The organism is Modestobacter sp. SYSU DS0875, assembly GCF_054050915.1.
This window is the reverse complement of sequence record NZ_JBJHAH010000003.1, coordinates 40972-57918: the sequence shown is the minus strand read 5'-3', so window position 1 is coordinate 57918 and position 16947 is coordinate 40972. Positions and strand designations below refer to the sequence as shown.

Genomic DNA, 16947 nt, shown 5'->3' with positions numbered 1-16947 from the left:
GTCCGGCCGGCGGAGATGACCGACGACGGTCGGACGACGGTGGTGGGGATGAGCGAGGACGACACCCGAGGCTGGCTGGCCACTGGGACCCGGGACGCGAGCGGCCCGGATCCGGCGGCGGTGGGCGTGCCCACCCCGCGGGACACCCAGCTGATCGACCCCGGCAGCGGCCCGCGGCCGCTGGGCCGGGACACCGTGCAGGTCGACCGGTCGGTGTTCGCCTCCGACCGGGTGCCCTCCCCGGCGATCGCCACCGGTGACCGCGCCCCCGACCCGCAGGCCGACACCGGCTCGGTCGACGTCTCCGGCGTGCGGCTGCGCACCGTCGAGCACCACCTGGACGTGATCCTCGGCGCGGTGCCGCAGCCCGACCCGATCGAGCTGGCCGTGCTCGACGCGCAGGGCCTGCTCTGCGCCGAGCTGGTCGCCAGCGAGCTGGCGCTCCCGGCGTTCGACCAGGCCGGCCTCGACGGGTACGCGGTGCGGGCGGTCGACATCGCCGCGGCCACCGTCGAGGATCCGGTCGACCTCGCCGTCGTCGGCGACACCGAGGCCGGGTCGACCGGGGCGCCGGCGATCTCCGCCGGGCTGGCCGTGCGGGTCGCGGTGGGCGCGATGCTGCCCGCCGGGGCCGACGTCGTCGTCCCGGCGGCCTGGACCGACCAGGGCGTCGCCCGGGTCCGGGTGTTCGCCGCGCTGGCGCCGGGCAGCTACGTGCGCCGGGTCGGGGACGACGTCTCCCCGGGCGACGTCGCGGTGCAGGTCGGCACCCCGATCGGCCCGGCGCAGATCAGCCTGCTGGCCGCGGTCGGCCGGGAACGGGTGGCGGTCCGGCCGCGCCCGCGGATCTCGGTGCTCTCCGCCGGCGACGAGCTGGTCGACATCGGCACCCCGCCGGCGCCCGGCCGGGTGGTCGACGTCAACAGCTACGCCCTGGCCGCCGCGGCCCGCGACGCCGGGGCCGAGGCCTACCGGGCCGGCATCCTGCCGCCCGACCGGCGCCGGATGGTCGAGCTCATCGAGGGGCAGACGCTGCGCAGCGACGTCGTGCTGATCGCCGGCACCTTCGCCAACGCCGGCCCCGACCTGCTGCAGGAGGCGCTTGCCGAGCTCGGCGGGCTCACCTTCACCCAGGTCGCGATGCACCCCGGCCCGGTGCACGCCTTCGGCAAGCTCGGGCCCAACGACGTCCCGGTCATCTGCGTGCCGGGGGAGCCGGTCGCCGCGCTGGTGGCCTTCGAGGTGTTCGTGCGCCCCGCGATCCGGCTGATGCTCGGCAAGCGGCAGCTGTTCCGCCGCACCGTGCAGGCCGTCTCCGCGCAGCAGCTGCTCTCGCCGCTGGGGTACCGCCAGTACCTGCACGGCCAGGTGATGCGCCACCCCGACGGCGGCTACGTGGTCGAGCCGATCGGCGACGGCGACCAGGCGATGCTCGCCCGGATGGCCAAGGCCAACTGCCTGATCGTGGTGGACGAGGACGTCACCGAGGTGGCCGCCGGCGGCCTGGTCACCGTCATGCCCATGCTGCTGGGCGGCTGAGCTGGAACCGGTCCCGCACCCGGGCTGGCCGGCGCGGCTGACCTGGGGCGCGGTCGAGGTGCACCCGCTGCGGCGCGCCGACGCCGCCACCTGGTCCCGGCTGCGGCTGGACAACGAGCCGTGGCTGGCGCCGTGGGAGCCGTCGTCGGAGGTGCCGTGGTCGCAGCGGCACACCCCGTCGGCCTACCGCCGGATGCGGCGGATCGCGGGGCGGCGGGCCCGGACGGGCAGCTCGCTGCCGTTCGCGATCCGCTGGCAGGGCCGGTTGGTCGGGCAGGTCACCGTGGACAACATCGTGCGCGGGGCGCTGCGGTCGGGGCACCTGGGCTACTGGGTCGACCGTTCGGTGGCCGGGCAGGGGGTCGCCTCGCTGGCCGTGGCGCTGGTCTGCGACCACGCGTTCGGCCCGGTGGGGCTGCACCGGCTGCAGGCCGACATCCGCCCGGAGAACCGGCCCAGCCGGCGGCTGGTGGAGCGGCTCGGCTTCCGGCAGGAGGGGCTGCTGCGCAGCTACCTGGACATCGACGGGGCCTGGCGGGACCACCTGGCCTACGCGCTGCTGGCCGAGGACGCGCCCGCCGGGGTGTTCGAGCGCTGGCGCTCCCGCGTTCCGGGCGCGGGAGCGTGATCGCGCGACGCCGCAGCGTGCCCGCTCCGAGACCCGCCGGGGACGCCGACACGCCGGTGCGGGCAGGCATCGCGCCGACACACCGGTGAACGTCCCGTCCATCGGCAGACCGCGCCCTTACCTTGACTCCGCGAGTGACTGATGTGACTCGTGTGGCCCCAGGGATGGGGGTCGTGTCGTGGTGCCAGGGATGGATCGGGGTGTTCGTGATGGGATCAGGCGTGCTGCTGGCCGCTCTCGTCGTGTTGTGGTTCGTGGTCCTGGTGCCGATGGTGGTCACCCGGGGCGACGGCTCCAGCAGGACGGCGGCTCCCGACTCGGGTCGCACGCTCCAGCGACGGCGGGCGGTGGACCCGGTGGTCCACGCCGAGACCGAGCGGGTGTCGATCGACCGCGCCCTGCTGCGCGGCAGCGGTGAGCTGCAGGTCGACGTGCACGCGCTGCGCCGGCGCACGCTGGCGGGCCTGGTCGCGCTCGCGCTGCTGGCCCTCGTCGGGGCGCTGGCCTGGCGGAGCTGGATGTGGGCGCCGCAGGTGCTGCTCGACGTCGCCGTCGTCGGCTACCTGATGGTCACCCGCGCCGCCGCCCAGCGGGAGCGCCGCGCGGCGGCTCGACGGGCCGCCCGCGCTGCCCACCGGCCGGTGCGCCGGCCGGCGCCGCGTGCCGAGGCGGCCCACCCGAGCGCCCGCCCCGCCGCCGGCTGGGACGATGCCCGCCCGGCCGCGGCCGTGGTGCCGCCCCAGGCTCCGGCGGCGCACCACCCCAGCCTGCCGCTGGCGCCGGTGCACCCGCTGCGCCCGGGTCGCGTCGTCGCCGCCCGCACCCCCGCGCCCGCCGGCTGGCAGCACAGCGCGGTCGTGGGCCTCGACGACGACGACATCGGCTTCGCCGACGTCGACGTGTACCAGCCGCGCCGGGTCGCCAACGGCTGAGGCGGACCCGCCGGCGCTGCCCCCCGTGACAGCGCCGGCGGGAGCGGGAGGTAACCTCGTTCCCGCACCACGGGGCTGTGGCGCAGACCGGTAGCGCACCTCGTTCGCATCGAGGGGGTCAGGGGTTCAAATCCCCTCAGCTCCACCAGACAGGCCGGGTTCCGTCAGGGACCCGGCCTTCGTCGTCTCCGCGGTCACGCCGGCCGTCGACGTGCTGACCCCGGACGGCAGTGTCGTCCATCTCTGGTCGCCGACCGCGCCGCGAGGCCGGACGAGGCCGGACGAGGCCGGTTGCCTCAGCCCGCCTCGCCGTCCGGAGCAAGGCGCACCGGGCCGGGAGGTCCCGTTGCTGCCCCTGCGCGTGTGACCGGCGGCCGGTCCCGGGGTCCAGCCCACCAGCACTGCGGGCGCGGCGCTCAGAACCAGGAGGGGAACCACATCCGCTGCAGCCACTCGGCGTGCGACAGCGGCGACCCGGTGAGCACCGGGTGGAAGAAGACGAACGTCATCGCCACCACCGCCAGGTACAGGCACACCGTGCCCAGGCCCACCTGCCGGCGGAACGCGCCCGCGTCCGGTCGGCCCAGCACGTCCTGCAGCACCAGCGTGACGGCCAGCACGAAGAACGGCACCGCCGGGGCCATGTAGAAGATGAACATGGTCCGGTCGGTGTTGATGAACCAGGTCAGCCACCCGGCGGCGATGCCGGTCGCGGCGACGGCTGCGGCCCGGTCGCGGCGGGCGACGATCCGCCAGAGCAGCCACAGCGTCGCCGGCAGGAACAGCCACCACAGCGTGGGCGTGCCGAGCATCAGGATGTAGCGGACCACCTGCCCGCCGTCGGCGTCGGTGAGGCCCTGGGGGTTCCACAGCAGGATCGGCCGGCCGTCGACGATCCACGACCACGGCCCGGACTCCCACGGGTGCGGGCTGGACAGCCCGCTGTGGAACGTCAGCCACTCGGCGTGCATGTGCCACAGCGCCCGCAGCGCCCCGGGCACGAACGGCCAGTCGGTGTCCGGGTTCTGCTCGGCCCAGTGCCGGCCCTGCGCGTTCTCGCCGCGGAACCAGCCGGTGAAGGTGGCCAGGTAGGTGAGCACCGGGACGACCGCCAGCGCCCAGGTGGCACCGGGCAGCCCCCTGCGCAGCGCGGCGAGCGTCGGCCGGGCCGCCCCGGCCTCCCGCCAGGTGGCCCGGTCCCACCACAGCGAGAGGACGGCGAAGGCGGCCAGGAACCACACGCCGCTCCACTTCACCCCGCACGCGCAACCGAACAGCACCCCCGCGGCGATCCGCCAGCCGCGTGGCCCCAGCCGGAACCCGGTCGCGGTCACCCGGTCGGCGCCGTCACGGACGCGCTGGGCCACCCGGTCCCGGTCGACGACCAGGCAGGCGACCGCGGACACCACGAAGACCTGCAGGAAGACGTCGAGCAGGCCGATCCGGCCCAGGGTGAAGGAGAACCCGTCCAGCGCCAGCAGCAACCCGGCGGCCAGTCCCAGCAGCGTCGAGCCGGTCAGCCGCCGGGCCAGCCGGGTCAGCACGACGACGGCGATCGTCCCGGCGACCGCGCTGGGGAACCGCCAGCCCAGGGAGTCGTAGCCGAACAGCTGCTCGCCCACCGCGATCAGCCACTTGCCCAGCGGCGGGTGGACGATGAACGTGTAGCCGCGGTTGTACTCGTAGCCGAGCTCCAGCAGTTCGGCGGCCTCCGGCGGGTAGTACGCCTCGTCGAAGACCAGGTCCCGCGGGTAGGTGATGCCCCACAGCCGGGAGACCAGCGTCGCCACGCCCAGCAGCGCGGTGAGCACCGCGGCCAGCCGCCGGTCCTCGGGCAGCCGGGGCACCGGCTGACGGCGTGGGCGCGGGGGGCGGACGCGCCGGCGGTGCGGAGCCGGGTCCTGCGGCGCCGACTCGGTCCGCTCGGGGGCCAGCACCGCCATGCCGGTCAGGGTATGTGGCCCGCCTGTCAGCACGGGCGTGACAGGCTCGGCACCGTGACTGGACGACTCGTGCTCGGCGGTGCGCCGCTGGGCCAGCCCGGCGACGTCGGTCCGCGGCTGCGGCGGGCGATGGCCGAGGCCGACGTCCTGGCGGTCGAGGACACCCGGCGGCTGCACCGGCTGGCCAAGGACCTCGAGGTGACCCTCACCGGGAAGGTGGTGACGTTCCACGAGTCCGTGGAGCGGGCCCGGCTGCCCGGGCTGGTCGCCGCGCTGACCGAGGGCCGCACCGTCCTGCTGATCACCGACGCCGGCATGCCGTCCGTCTCCGACCCCGGCTACACGCTGGTGCGCGCCGCCATCGAGGCCGGCGTCGAGGTGACCTCGGTGCCCGGCCCGTCCGCCGTCGTCACCGCCCTCGCCGTGTCCGGGCTGCCGTGCGACCGGTTCACCTTCGAGGGCTTCCTGCCCCGCAAGGGCGGGGAACGGCGCTCGACGCTGGCCGCGCTGGCCGCCGAGCCGCGCACGATGGTCTTCTACGAGTCCCCGCACCGGCTGGCCGACGCGCTCACCGACGCGGTCGGGGCCTTCGGCGCGGACCGGCCCGCCGCCGTCTGCCGCGAGCTGACCAAGACCCACGAGGAGGTCCGCCGCGGCGGGCTCGCGGAGCTGGCCGCATGGGCCGCCGACGGCGTGCGCGGGGAGATCACCCTGGTGGTGGCCGGCGCGGTCGCGGGCCCGGTGTCGCTGGAGCCGGCGGAGCTGGCGGCCGAGGTCGCCGCCGAGGAGGCCGCCGGCGCCGACCGCAAGGAGGCCATCCGCACCGTCGTGGCGCGCACCGGGTTGCCCCGGCGGGTGGTCTACGACGCCGTCGTCGCCGCCAAGTCCTCCTGACCCCGCGCGCCGTCGTGCGTTGATCGTCGGTTCGTCTCACCTGGACCGACGATCACTGCACACCGGCGAGGGCAGCGGCGATGCGGGCGATCAGCTGCTCGGGGCATCGGAGGTCGCCGCTGGTCACGAAGACCACGCGCCAGCCCGCGGCCGTCAGCCGGTTCAGCCGCTCCCGGTCGCGGCCGAACTGACCGGGTTCGGCGTGCCAGAGCCCGTCGTACTCCAGAGCCAGGCGCTGTGCCGGCCAGGCGAAGTCCACCCGCGCCACGAACCGGCCGTCGTGCCGGACCTCGAACTGGGCCACGGGCACGGGCAGCGAGCTCCGGCCGATCAGCAGCCGCACCCGCGTCTCCTGGGGTGACCCGGCCAGCCCGTCGGCCAGCGCCACCGCCCGCCGCGCACGACGGCAGCCGGGGCCCGTTGCGATGCCGGCCTGCCAGCGCACCTCGTCCAGCTGGGCGCCGGCCACCACCAGCTGGTCGACCGCGGCGACGGCGTCGTCCAGCGGAAGCGCGGCAGCCAGCCGGACGGCGGTCGCTTCGGGCGTCGTCAGGTGGACGCCGCGGTCCCAGACCACGGTCCGGTCCTCGAGCTCCGCGCGCCGTACGTGCATCCCGGGTACCCGTACCGGGTGGCTGCCGCGCCAGCGGGTGACCTCAACGTCGTCGACCGCGTTCGCGAGCGGGACACCCCACAGGACGGCCGCGCTGACGCCGGTGACCACGTCGTCGGGGAACAGCAGGGCGCCGGCCGCGCGAGCCCGCAGCTCGTGGGTGACCTCGACGTCCCGGTGCACGTAGACGTCGGGGAAGAGGCGGAGCCAGCAGCGCCTCCGCAACTGCGCAGGGGTCAGGGCGCCGTCCCGGACGGCCGCGGAGCCGCGGAACGGGACGGAGCGGAGGTGGTCGGGGACGGCCAGCACCCGCAGCACCCTGCCGGTCTGGGCCGGTGTCCCGCCGTCACCGTCCACAGGCCCGTCCGTTGTGCACGAATCGTCGGTCCTGCAGCGGCGGACCGACGATCAGCGCACAACAGCGGAGCGAACGAGGGGAGGAGGGGTCAGATCCAGCCGCTGCGCTTGAAGCCGCGGTACAGGCCGAAGCAGACGCCGACCATCAGCAGGAGCGCCGCCGGATAGCCCCACACCTGGTGCAGCTCGGGCATCACGTCGAAGTTCATCCCGTAGATCCCGGCGATGAGCGTGGGGGTCGCGATGATGCCGGCCCAGGCCGAGATCTTGCGCATGTCCTCGTTCTGCGCGACCGAGATCCGGGCCAGCGCCGCCTGCAGGATGTTCGACAGCAGCTCGTCGAGCCCGCTCACCTGGTCTCGGGTCCGCAGCGCGTTGTCCTGCACGTCGCGGAAGTACGAGCGCATGCCCTCTGGCACGAGCTCCAGTGGCCGGTCGGCCAGCGTGGACAGCGGCAGCTCCAGCGGGCCCACCGCCCGGCGCAGCTGCATCAGCTCGCGCTTGAGCTGGTAGATGCGCGGGGTGTCGTCGGTGCGCGCCGGGCTGAACACCGAGACCTCGAGCTCCTCGACGTCGTCCTCGACCGCCTCGGCCACCTCGACGAAGTCGTCGACGACGTGGTCGGCGATGGCGTAGAGGACGGCGGCCGGGCCGTGGCAGAGCAGGTCCGGCTGCTGCTCCAGCGCCTTGCGCAGCCGGCTGAGCTCGCTGTGGTTGCCGTGCCGGACGGTGATCACGTGGTCGGTGCCGACGAACACCATGATCTCGCCGGTCATCACCACCTCGCTGGTGGCGGTCAGCTCGTCGTGCTCCACGTACCGCGCCGTCTTCAGCACCATGAACAGCGCGTCGTCGTAGCGCTCCAGCTTGGGCCGCTGGTGGGCGTAGACGGCGTCCTCCACGGCCAGCGGGTGCAGGCCGTAGTGCTCGCCGATGGCGGTGAGCTCCTCCTCGGTGGGCTCGAACAGCCCCAGCCACACGTACCCGCCCTGCTCGCGGGCCACTGCCAGCGCCTGGTCGGGAGGCGTGTCGTACCGCTCGCCCGCCACGTAGACGGCGCAGTCGACGACCGGGTCGGGGGTGTCGCGGGTCGACCGCCGTGGCAGTCGCGGCGCCCCGGCCGGCCGCGGGCGCACCGTCTCGGGGAGCGTCGCCGCCGGCGGGGCCCCGGCAGGTCGCTGGGCGCGGGGGTCGGTCTCGCTCACGGTTCTCCTCGAGTGGTCGTGGGGAGCGCGGGTGGGCCCGGGCTCACCCCGCGTCGATGATCACCGCTGCTGGACCGCACCGCCCACCCGGGGCCGCGCCGGGGCCTCACCCCTCCGGGTGAGTGCCCGCCGATGGCGCTCGGGCGCCTGCCCGCAGGGGCCGACGGAACCGGTGACACCCGTCCCCGGCCCGGAGAGCTCCCGTGACCAGCGCAGTCCTCGACGTCCCCCGTGCGGCCGCCCGCCCGTCGGCCCCGGTCGCGGCCCGACCGCTGCGGCTGCCGGCCACCGTGGTCGCCGCGGGGGTGCTGGCCGTGGTGCAGGCGCTCGGTCTGCTCGCGCTCGGCCTGGCCGGGCTGGACGGCCTCTTCGGCACCGGGGTGCGACCCTCCGGGCTCCTGGTGGCGGTCAGCCTGCTGCTGCTGGCCGGCTGGGTGGTGCTCGCCGCCGGTGGCGGGGCCAGCCTGGTCGACGGCGCGGGGCGGGGCCTGCTGGTCGGCGTCAGCTGCGCGGAGATCGCACTGCTGGCGGTGGTCGGCACCGCCGGCCTGCTCGGCGCCGAGCTCACCGTGGCCGGGGGGCTGCCGCTGCCCGGCCTGGCGCTGGTCGCCCTGGGCGTGCCGACCGGGAAGCTGCTGCTGGCCACCAGCCCGTCGGCCGGGGCCTGGGTCGCCGCCGGTGGGCGCCCGCGCCTCGCGCGGCGCACCGTCCCCGTGGTCGAGCACCGCGACCTCCGGCTGGTGACGGTCGCCTGCATCGGCCTGGCGCTCACCGCCGTCGCCCTGCTGGGCGCCCCCGCCACGGAGGCGCCTCCGCCCAGCACCGCCGCCGTGGTCGACGCCCCCTGACCTCCCCGTACCCTCGTGCCGTGACTGATCGGCACATCCTCACCGCCGTCGCGTGGCCCTACGCCAACGGCCCGCGGCACATCGGCCACGTCTCCGGGTTCGGCGTCCCGTCCGACGTGTTCAGCCGGTACCACCGGATGACCGGCGACCAGGTGCTGATGGTCAGCGGCACGGACGAGCACGGGACGCCGATCACCGTCGCCGCCGACGCCGAGGGCCTCACCCCCCGGGAGATCGCCGACCGCAACAACCGGGTGATCGTGAACGACCTGGCGAGCCTCGGGCTGAGCTACGACCTGTTCACCCGGACGACGACGGCCAACCACCGCGCGGTGAGCCAGGAGATCTTCCTCGGCCTGCTGAAGAACGGTTACGTCTTCCCGCAGACGACGCTGGGCGCGATCAGCCCGTCGACCGGGCGCACCCTGCCCGACCGCTACATCGAGGGCACCTGCCCGATCTGCGGCTACGACGGCGCCCGCGGCGACCAGTGCGACAACTGCGGCAACCAGCTCGACCCGACCGACCTGGTCAACCCGGTGAGCCGGATCAACGGCGAGACGCCGAAGTTCGTCGAGAGCGAGCACTACTTCCTCGACCTGCCGGCGTTCAGCCGCGCGCTCGGCGACTGGCTGGCCACCCGCACGAACTGGCGCTCCAACGTGCTCAACTTCAGCGTCAACCTGCTGGAGGACCTCAAGCCGCGCAGCTACACCCGGGACATCGACTGGGGCGTGCCGGTGCCGCTGGACGGCTGGCGCGACCGCAACGACAAGCGGATCTACGTGTGGTTCGACGCCGTGGTCGGCTACCTGTCGGCGTCCATCGAGTGGGCCCGCCGCTCCGGCGACCCGGAGGCGTGGCGGCAGTGGTGGCAGTCGCCGGACGCCGACGCCTACTACTTCATGGGCAAGGACAACATCGTCTTCCACTCCGAGATCTGGCCGGCCCAGCTGCTCGGGTACAACGGCGCCGGCGACAAGGGCGGGACCCCGGGCTCCTACGGTGCGCTGAACCTGCCCACCGAGGTGGTCTCCAGCGAGTTCCTCACCATGGAGGGGCGCAAGTTCTCCTCCTCGCGCAACGTGGTCATCTACGTGCGCGACTTCCTGTCCCGCTACGACGCCGACGCGCTGCGCTACTTCATCGCGGTCGCCGGCCCGGAGAACCAGGACACCGACTTCACCTGGGCGGAGTTCCGGCGCCGCAACAACGACGAGCTGGTCGCCGGCTGGGGCAACCTGGTCAACCGTTCGGTGTCGATGGCCGCCAAGAACGTCGGCGCCATCCCGACCCCGGGCGAGCTGACCGACGCCGACCGGGCGCTGCTGGCCACCACCTCGGGGGCCTTCGCCCCCGTGGGCGAGCTGCTGGGGCGCAACCGGCAGAAGGCGGCGGCCACCGAGGCGATGCGGGTGGTCACCGAGGCCAACCGGTACCTGTCCGACCAGGCACCGTGGAAGCTCAAGGAGGACCCGGCCCGCCGGGACACCGTGCTGCACACCGCGCTGCAGGCGATCAAGGACTGCAACGCGCTGCTGACGCCGTTCCTCCCGCACTCCGCGCAGCAGGTGCACGAGCTGATCGGTGGCACCGGCAGCTGGTCGGTCGCGCCGAGCGTGGTGGAGACCGAGGACCTGGACGACGGATCGCCGTACCCGGTGATCACCGGCGACTACGCGGCCGGGCAGGCGGTCTGGGCCTCCACGCCGCTGCCGCCGCCGGGCACCCCGCTGGCCCCGCCGAAGCCGGTCTTCACCAAGCTCGACGAGTCGATCGTGGAGGAGGAGCTCCGCCGGCTCGAGGAGGGCGGCCAGGGCGGCACGGGGAACGGCGAGGCATGAGCCGGTCGGCCGCGTCCCGGGCCAACCGGCGGGGCGAGCCGCCGCCGTCCCCGGAACCACTGCCGGCGCCGGCGGTCGACAGCCACACCCACTTCGACATCGCCGTGGGCGGGGACGACCGGGCGCCCACCGACGCGGAGGTCGACGAGGCGGTCGCGGCGGCCGTCGCCGTCGGCGTCCCGCGGCTGGTGCAGGTCGGCGTGGACGTCGAGTCCTCGCGCTGGTCGGCCGCGCTCGCCGACCGGCACCCGAACGTGCTGGCCGCCGTCGCGCTGCACCCCAACGACGCCGGCGCGGGTGCGGCCACCGAGGCCGCGCTGGCCGAGATCGACCGGCTGGCCGCGCAGCCGCGGGTCCGGGCGGTGGGGGAGACCGGCCTGGACCGCTACCGCACCGGCGAGGACGGCTGGGCCGCGCAGGAGGCGTCGTTCCGGGCGCACATCGACATCGCCAAGCGGCACGGCACCGCGCTGGTCATCCACGACCGCGACGCGCACGAGCACGTGCTGCGCGTGCTGGCCGAGGAGGGCGCGCCCGAGCACACGGTGCTGCACTGCTTCTCCGGCGACGCCGCGTTCGCCCGGCAGTGCATCGACCGGGGCTACGTGCTCTCCTTCGCCGGCACCCTCACCTTCGGCAGCGCCGGGTACCTGCGGGAGGCCGCCGCGCTGACCCCGCTGGACCAGCTGCTGGTGGAGACCGACGCCCCGTTCCTCACCCCGGCACCGCTGCGTGGCCGGCCCAACGCGGCCCGGCTGGTGCCGCACACGGTGCGGGCGCTGGCCGAGGTCACCGGCACCGACCTCGAGCAGCTGTGCGGCGCGCTCACCGCCACCGCGGAGCGTGTCTTCGGCCCCTGGGAGGAGTAGGCGCCTTCTCCGTCGGGGGCCGCTGAACGGACCAGGAGGAGCCGGGGACGGCAGGGAGCCGGATCAGCGGTGCCGCGGGGGCCGGAGGCCTCCCGGCGCAGCCGAGGGCAGCGGCTCAGCGGCGGTCGGACCGGCACCTGGTCGCGGTGCGGCGCGGAGCGTCGCGACGAGCATGGTGGCGGTGTCGTCCGGAAGGACGACAATGAGAGGCGTGGGTCGCCTCATCGCCGTCGTGCTGTTCATCGCCCTGATGGCACCCGCGGCGCTGCTCGTCCGGGCATGGGCGCATGCTGCCGGCCGACGGGCCGTGGCGGCTGCCGCCGTCGCCTTCGTCCCGGTGAGCGCGGGGACGGCGACGGAGCTGCAGCGGCAGGCCGCGCACGGCCGCCGGCTGCGCCGGCTGGGCCTGGTGCTCGGCATCGCCGGGGTCATCGCCTCGGTGGTGCTGCTCGCCGAGGCCTCGGTGTTCCTCTGGGTGCCGTTGCTGGCGGCCGGGCTGCTGGCCGGCGTGCTGCTGGCCGAGGCCACCCGGCCCCGCCCGCGCTGGTCCGCCGCCACCCCGGCCCGCCGGCCGCGCCGGTCGGACCAGATCTCCCCCTGGCTGCTGTGGACGATGCGCGGCGCCGTCGCCGGGGAGGTGGCGATCGCGCTGCTGCTGCGCGAGGACCTCGCGGAGCCGGTGCTGGTGGCGGCCCTGGTCGCGCCGCTGACCGGCTGGGTGCTGGCCGAGGTCGCGCTGCTGCGGGTGCTGCTGCGGTCGCTGCCCGCCGAGGGCGCCGACGTGCCGGTCGACGAGGCCCAGCGCACCTGGACCGCGCACCTGGTGGTCGCAGCCGCCAGCGTGCTCACGCTCCTCCCGGCAGGGGCGCTGCTCCTGCGGGCGGCCATCGACCTCGACGAGCGGGTCACCTCCGACGCCGGTGGGCTGGTGCCGGTGGCGCTGGTGGCCGGCGGCTTCTCCACCCTGGTGGCCGGGCTGGCGGTGGCCGGCTTCCTGGTCACCTGGCTGCGGCCGGTCCAGCAGCGCTCCCCGGCGCTGACCTGAGGCTCAGCGGCTACGCACCCGTGTGCCGTTGCCCACGCCACTGATCGGTGGACGACGCGCGGACACGCCGTCCAGCCTCACGCCCCGTGTCGGCGTGCCTGCGAAGCGACGTGTCGACACGGTGATCTGCTGTTCCAGCACGGTTGTGTCAGCGAGCCCGTTCGTTATCGTGTCGTGACCGACAGCCGGGGTGGGGAACGCCCAGGTGGTCGTCCACCGTCCCGGGAGAGCCGGGAACACGACGACGACGGGTCCGCATGGTCCGGGGCGCCACCTCTCCGGTGGAGCCCACCGCCTGCTGCCCGGTTCCCCTGCCCGGGTCCTGTGAACCTGGATGTGTTGTGCGCCGATCGCTCCGAGTCAGCCTGTTCGCCCTGGTCCTGCTGGGCCTGGTCGGCGGCTCCGCCGCCTTCTACCTCGCCCAGAAGTCGGTGACCCTCACCATCGACGGCCAGTCGCGGGAGATCAGCACCTACGCCGGCACCGCCGGTGAGGTGCTCGCCGACGAGGGGCTGACGCCGGCCGCCCACGACGTGGTCCTGCCCACCGCCGACTCGGTGGTGCGCGACGGTGACACCGTCGTCCTCAACCGGGCCCGCCCGCTGACGCTGACGGTCGACGGCGTGCGCAGCGAGGTGCTCACCACGGCCCTCTCGGTCGACGGCGCCCTGCAGGAGCTGGGCCTGCGCGGGGACGACCTGGTCCTCTCCGCGTCCCGCAGCGAGCGGGTGCCGCTGGACGGCATGGACCTGGCGATCAGCACCAGCAAGGACGTCACCCTCATCGCCGACGGGCAGCACCGGACGCTCACCACGACCGCTGCCACCGCCGGCGAGCTGCTGGCCGAGCACGGGATCGCCCTGTCGGCGACCGACCGGATCTCGCTCTACCCGGAGCAGCCGCTGCTGGACGCGATGGTGCTGCAGGTGACCCGGGTCCAGGTCGCCGAGGTCGTCGAGGTCCAGCCGGTCGACTTCGCCACCGTGGAGACCCCGGACCCGAACGTCGTCACCGGGCAGAAGACGGTGACCCAGAAGGGCGTCCCCGGGGAGCAGACCGTCACCTGGCGCGTCACCGTCACCGACGGCGTCGAGACCGGCCGCGAGCAGCTGTCCACCGCCGTCACCAAGGCCCCGGTCGACCAGCTGGTCACCGTCGGCACCAAGCCCCGGCCCGCCGGTGCCGTCCCGGCGACCGCCGACGGGCTGAACTGGGCCGCGCTGGCCAAGTGCGAGTCCGGTGGCCGGGCCGACGCCGTCAGCGGCACCGGCAAGTACCGCGGCATGTACCAGTTCTCGACGAGCACCTGGGCCGCCGTCGGTGGCTCCGGTGACCCGGCCGCCGCCTCGGCCGAGGAGCAGACGATGCGGGCCCAGATGCTCTACGCGCGTTCCGGCGCCGGTCAGTGGCCGCACTGCGGGCCCCGCCTGTTCGGCTGATGGAGGACCCCGCCCCCCTGGAGGGACCCCCTTCCCCCCACCCCTCGCACGCTCGGGGCGGTGCCCTGACGGGGGCCGTGGACGCTCGCAGCGGGCCCCTGCAGCGGGGCCGGTCCTGAGCACCACACCGGAGCAGCCCGGCGGGCTGCTGGGCCCGGCCGCGATCCGCGAGCTGGCCCAGCAGCTCGACCTGCGCCCCACCAAGACCCTCGGGCAGAACTTCCTGCACGACGCCAACACGATCCGGCGGATCGTGCGCACGGCCGACCTCGCGCCCGACGACGTCGTCCTGGAGGTCGGCCCCGGCCTCGGCTCGCTGACCCTGGGGCTGCTCGGCGCATGCGCGCACGTCACCGCGGTGGAGATCGACCCCCGGCTGGCCGACCAGCTCCCGCACACGGTGGCCGACCGGCTGCCCGAGCTGGCCGGGCACCTCACCGTGGTCACCGCCGACGCGCTGCGGGTCACCGAGCTGCCCGGCCCCCCGCCGACGGCCCTGGTCGCCAACCTGCCGTACAACGTCGCCGTGCCGGTGCTGCTGCACCTGCTGGAGCTGCTGCCCTCGCTGCGCAGCGCGCTGATCCTGGTGCAGGCCGAGGTCGCCGACCGGCTCGCCGCGGGGCCCGGCAGCCCCGCCTACGGGGTGCCCAGCGTGAAGGCCGCCTGGTACGCCGACGTCCGCCGGGCCGGCAACGTCCCCCGGCCGGTCTTCTGGCCGGTGCCCAACGTCGACTCCGGGCTGGTGGCGCTGACCCGCCGCCCGCACCCGTCCGGCGACCGGGCCGCCACCTTCGCCGTCGTCGACGCCGCGTTCGCCACCCGGCGCAAGGGCCTGCGTGCGGCGCTGGCCCGCTGGGCGGGCAGCCCGGCCCTGGCCGAGCAGCGGCTGCGCGCCGCCGGCATCGACCCCACCACCCGGGGCGAGCAGCTCTCCGTCGAGCAGTTCGCCCGGCTCGCCGCGACCGACCCGGTGGGCGGGTAGCGGATGCCGGCGACGACGGGCAGGGTGCTCCGGTGAGCAACGCGACCGCCGGTGGCCCCGGCCGGCTCGCCGGCAACGGTGCGGTGAGCGCCCGTGCGCCGGCCAAGATCAACGTGCACCTGGGGGTCGGGCCGCTGCGGCCCGACGGCTTCCACGAGCTGGAGACGGTCTTCCTGGCCGTCTCGCTGTTCGACACCGTCACCGTGCGCCCCGGCGACGGGCTGTCGCTGAGCCTGCGCGGGGAGGGCAGCGAGGCCGGCCGCGGAGCCGGCACCGTGCCGACCGACCGGGGCAACCTGGTGTGGCAGGCGGCGGAGCTGCTGGCCCGGCACGCCGGGGTGCGGCCCGACGCCCACCTGGAGATCGACAAGTCGATCCCGGCCGCGGCCGGGCTGGCCGGGGGCAGCGCCGACGCCGCCGCCGCGCTGGTCGCGCTGGACGCGCTGTGGGGCACCCACGCGACCCGCGGGGACCTGACCCGGCTCGCCGCCGAGCTGGGCAGCGACGTCCCCTTCAGCCTGCTCGGCGGCGTCGCGCTGGGCACCGGGCGAGGGGAGCAGCTGTCCCCGGTGCTGGCCCGCCGTCGCTGGGACTGGGTGCTCGGCATCGCCGGCGACGGCCTGTCCACGCCGACCGTCTACCGCGAGCTCGACGCGCTGCGGGACGCCGGGGCCGTACCGGGGAGCGGGGCCGAGGCCGGCACCGAGCCGGTGATCGCCGCCCTCCGCAGCGGGCCGCCGTCAGCGCTGGCCGCGGTGCTCGGCAACGACCTGCAGGCGCCGGCGCTGCGGCTGCGCCCCGAGCTCGGCCGGGCGCTGCGCGCGGCCTCCGAGGCCGGTGCCCGCGCCGCGCTGGTCAGCGGGTCCGGCCCGACCGTCGCCGCGCTCGCGGAGGACGAGGACGCCGCCGTCGCGCTGGCGGCGGAGCTGGCCGGGGCCGGGGTGTTCCGGACGGTCCGCGCGGTGCACGGGCCGGTCCCCGGCGCCCGCCTCGTCGGATGAAGGACCCCCTCCTCCTCGTCCCGCGCACGCCCGGGACGAGCCTCTGGAGGGGGCCGGCTCAGCGGCGGTCGCGGAGCCGGGGTTCCGGATCCAGGTGGGACAACCCGTTGTAGGCGAGGTTGACCAGGTGGGTGGCCACCTCCCGCTTGTCCGGTGACCGGGTGTCCAGCCACCACTGCCCGGTGAGCGCGACCATCCCGACCAGCGCCTGGCTGTAGAGCTCGGCCAGCCCCGGGTCGTAGCCGCGCAGCGCGAAGTTCTCGCCCAGGATGTGCTCCACCTTGCTGGCGACCTCGCTGATCAGCGAGGAGAAGCCGCCCTGGGTGCCGGCCACCGGGGAGTCGCGGACCAGCACCCGGAAGCCGTCGGTCTCCTCCTCGATGTAGTCCAGCAGCACTAGCGCGGCCCGCTCGGTCAGCTCCCGCGGGTGCCCGCCGCTCGACAGGGCGGAGGCGAAGCGGTCCAGCAGCTGCTGCATCTCCCGGTCGACGACGACCGCGTAGAGGCCCTCCTTGCCGCCGAAGTGCTCGTAGACGACGGGCTTGGAGACGTCGGCGCGCGCTGCGATCTCCTCGATCGAGGTGGCCTCGTAGCCGCGCTCGGCGAACAGCTCACGGCCCACGTCCAGCAGCTGCCTGCGCCGCTGGGCGCCGGTCATCCGCACCCGGGGACGGCCCGTGCCGCCGCCGGAGGGTGCGCTGCCGGCCGCCGGCCCCGGGGTGCTCATCGCCCCATGGTGCCCCGGGAGGCGCCGGCCGGGGCGGTCACCCGGTCCGCGCCGGGCGGTGGTGGATGCCCCGATCGGGGC

The 16947-nt window shown here is 75.3% G+C and carries 15 protein-coding genes and 1 tRNA gene; 12 read left to right on the top strand and 4 right to left on the bottom strand.

Going from position 1 to position 16947, the window contains the following annotated elements; all coding sequences use genetic code 11:
- The first annotated feature begins 15 nt into the window (after positions 1-15).
- The 4 genes from glp (at position 16) to ACI79Y_RS02230 (ending at position 3247) form a co-directional block, all read left to right on the top strand.
- Positions 16-1539, top strand: a complete 1524-nt coding sequence (gene glp, locus ACI79Y_RS02245) for a molybdotransferase-like divisome protein Glp (RefSeq protein WP_457156926.1) — start codon at positions 16-18, stop codon at positions 1537-1539.
- A 58-nt stretch (positions 1540-1597) separates the two neighbouring features.
- Positions 1598-2167: a GNAT family N-acetyltransferase gene (locus tag ACI79Y_RS02240; protein WP_457156925.1), complete on the top strand. Its 570-nt coding sequence runs from the start codon at positions 1598-1600 to the stop codon at positions 2165-2167.
- 209 nt (positions 2168-2376) lie between these two features.
- Positions 2377-3099: a divisome protein SepX/GlpR gene (sepX, locus tag ACI79Y_RS02235; RefSeq protein WP_457156924.1), complete on the top strand. Its 723-nt coding sequence runs from the start codon at positions 2377-2379 to the stop codon at positions 3097-3099.
- A 71-nt stretch (positions 3100-3170) separates the two neighbouring features.
- Positions 3171-3247 (top strand) — tRNA-Ala (locus ACI79Y_RS02230).
- A gap of 268 nt (positions 3248-3515) precedes the next feature.
- On the opposite strand, the gene ACI79Y_RS02225 is transcribed toward ACI79Y_RS02230, so the two are convergent.
- Entirely contained in the window at positions 3516-5042 is a 1527-nt protein-coding gene (locus ACI79Y_RS02225) for a dolichyl-phosphate-mannose--protein mannosyltransferase (protein ID WP_457156923.1), read from the bottom strand.
- A 54-nt stretch (positions 5043-5096) separates the two neighbouring features.
- Between ACI79Y_RS02225 and rsmI the strand changes: the two genes are divergently transcribed.
- Entirely contained in the window at positions 5097-5936 is an 840-nt protein-coding gene (gene rsmI, locus ACI79Y_RS02220; RefSeq protein ID WP_457156922.1) for a 16S rRNA (cytidine(1402)-2'-O)-methyltransferase, read from the top strand.
- A 52-nt stretch (positions 5937-5988) separates the two neighbouring features.
- Here rsmI and ACI79Y_RS02215 read toward each other — a convergent pair whose 3' ends face one another.
- Both ACI79Y_RS02215 and corA read right to left on the bottom strand, forming a co-directional pair.
- Positions 5989-6906: an endonuclease domain-containing protein gene (locus ACI79Y_RS02215; protein WP_457156921.1), complete on the bottom strand. Its 918-nt coding sequence runs from the start codon at positions 6904-6906 to the stop codon at positions 5989-5991.
- 89 nt (positions 6907-6995) lie between these two features.
- Positions 6996-8111, bottom strand: coding sequence for a magnesium/cobalt transporter CorA (gene corA, locus ACI79Y_RS02210; RefSeq protein WP_457156920.1), 1116 nt, complete (start codon positions 8109-8111; stop codon positions 6996-6998).
- A 203-nt stretch (positions 8112-8314) separates the two neighbouring features.
- Here corA and ACI79Y_RS02205 point away from each other — a divergent pair, with 203 nt between their 5' ends.
- From ACI79Y_RS02205 to ACI79Y_RS02175, 7 genes are all read left to right on the top strand, one after another.
- On the top strand, positions 8315-8959 hold the full coding sequence (locus ACI79Y_RS02205; RefSeq protein WP_457156919.1) for a hypothetical protein: 645 nt from the start codon (positions 8315-8317) through the stop codon (positions 8957-8959).
- Between the two features lie 20 nt (positions 8960-8979).
- Positions 8980-10803: a methionine--tRNA ligase gene (gene metG, locus ACI79Y_RS02200; protein ID WP_457156918.1), complete on the top strand. Its 1824-nt coding sequence runs from the start codon at positions 8980-8982 to the stop codon at positions 10801-10803.
- Positions 10800-11672: a TatD family hydrolase gene (locus ACI79Y_RS02195; RefSeq protein ID WP_457156917.1), complete on the top strand. Its 873-nt coding sequence runs from the start codon at positions 10800-10802 to the stop codon at positions 11670-11672. Before metG ends, ACI79Y_RS02195 begins: the two co-directional genes overlap by 4 nt.
- A gap of 202 nt (positions 11673-11874) precedes the next feature.
- Positions 11875-12717 (top strand): hypothetical protein, encoded by an 843-nt coding sequence (locus ACI79Y_RS02190; protein WP_457156916.1) that lies wholly within the window; start codon positions 11875-11877, stop codon positions 12715-12717.
- Between the two features lie 341 nt (positions 12718-13058).
- Positions 13059-14156 (top strand): ubiquitin-like domain-containing protein, encoded by a 1098-nt coding sequence (locus ACI79Y_RS02185; protein ID WP_457156915.1) that lies wholly within the window; start codon positions 13059-13061, stop codon positions 14154-14156.
- Between the two features lie 115 nt (positions 14157-14271).
- The gene (rsmA, locus tag ACI79Y_RS02180; protein ID WP_457157047.1) at positions 14272-15138 is read left to right on the top strand and encodes a 16S rRNA (adenine(1518)-N(6)/adenine(1519)-N(6))-dimethyltransferase RsmA; all 867 of its coding nucleotides are present in this window, start codon (positions 14272-14274) and stop codon (positions 15136-15138) included.
- Between the two features lie 32 nt (positions 15139-15170).
- Positions 15171-16139: a 4-(cytidine 5'-diphospho)-2-C-methyl-D-erythritol kinase gene (locus tag ACI79Y_RS02175; RefSeq protein ID WP_457156914.1), complete on the top strand. Its 969-nt coding sequence runs from the start codon at positions 15171-15173 to the stop codon at positions 16137-16139.
- A gap of 58 nt (positions 16140-16197) precedes the next feature.
- Here ACI79Y_RS02175 and ACI79Y_RS02170 read toward each other — a convergent pair whose 3' ends face one another.
- Positions 16198-16866 (bottom strand): TetR/AcrR family transcriptional regulator, encoded by a 669-nt coding sequence (locus ACI79Y_RS02170; protein ID WP_457156913.1) that lies wholly within the window; start codon positions 16864-16866, stop codon positions 16198-16200.
- Positions 16867-16947 lie beyond the last annotated feature (81 nt).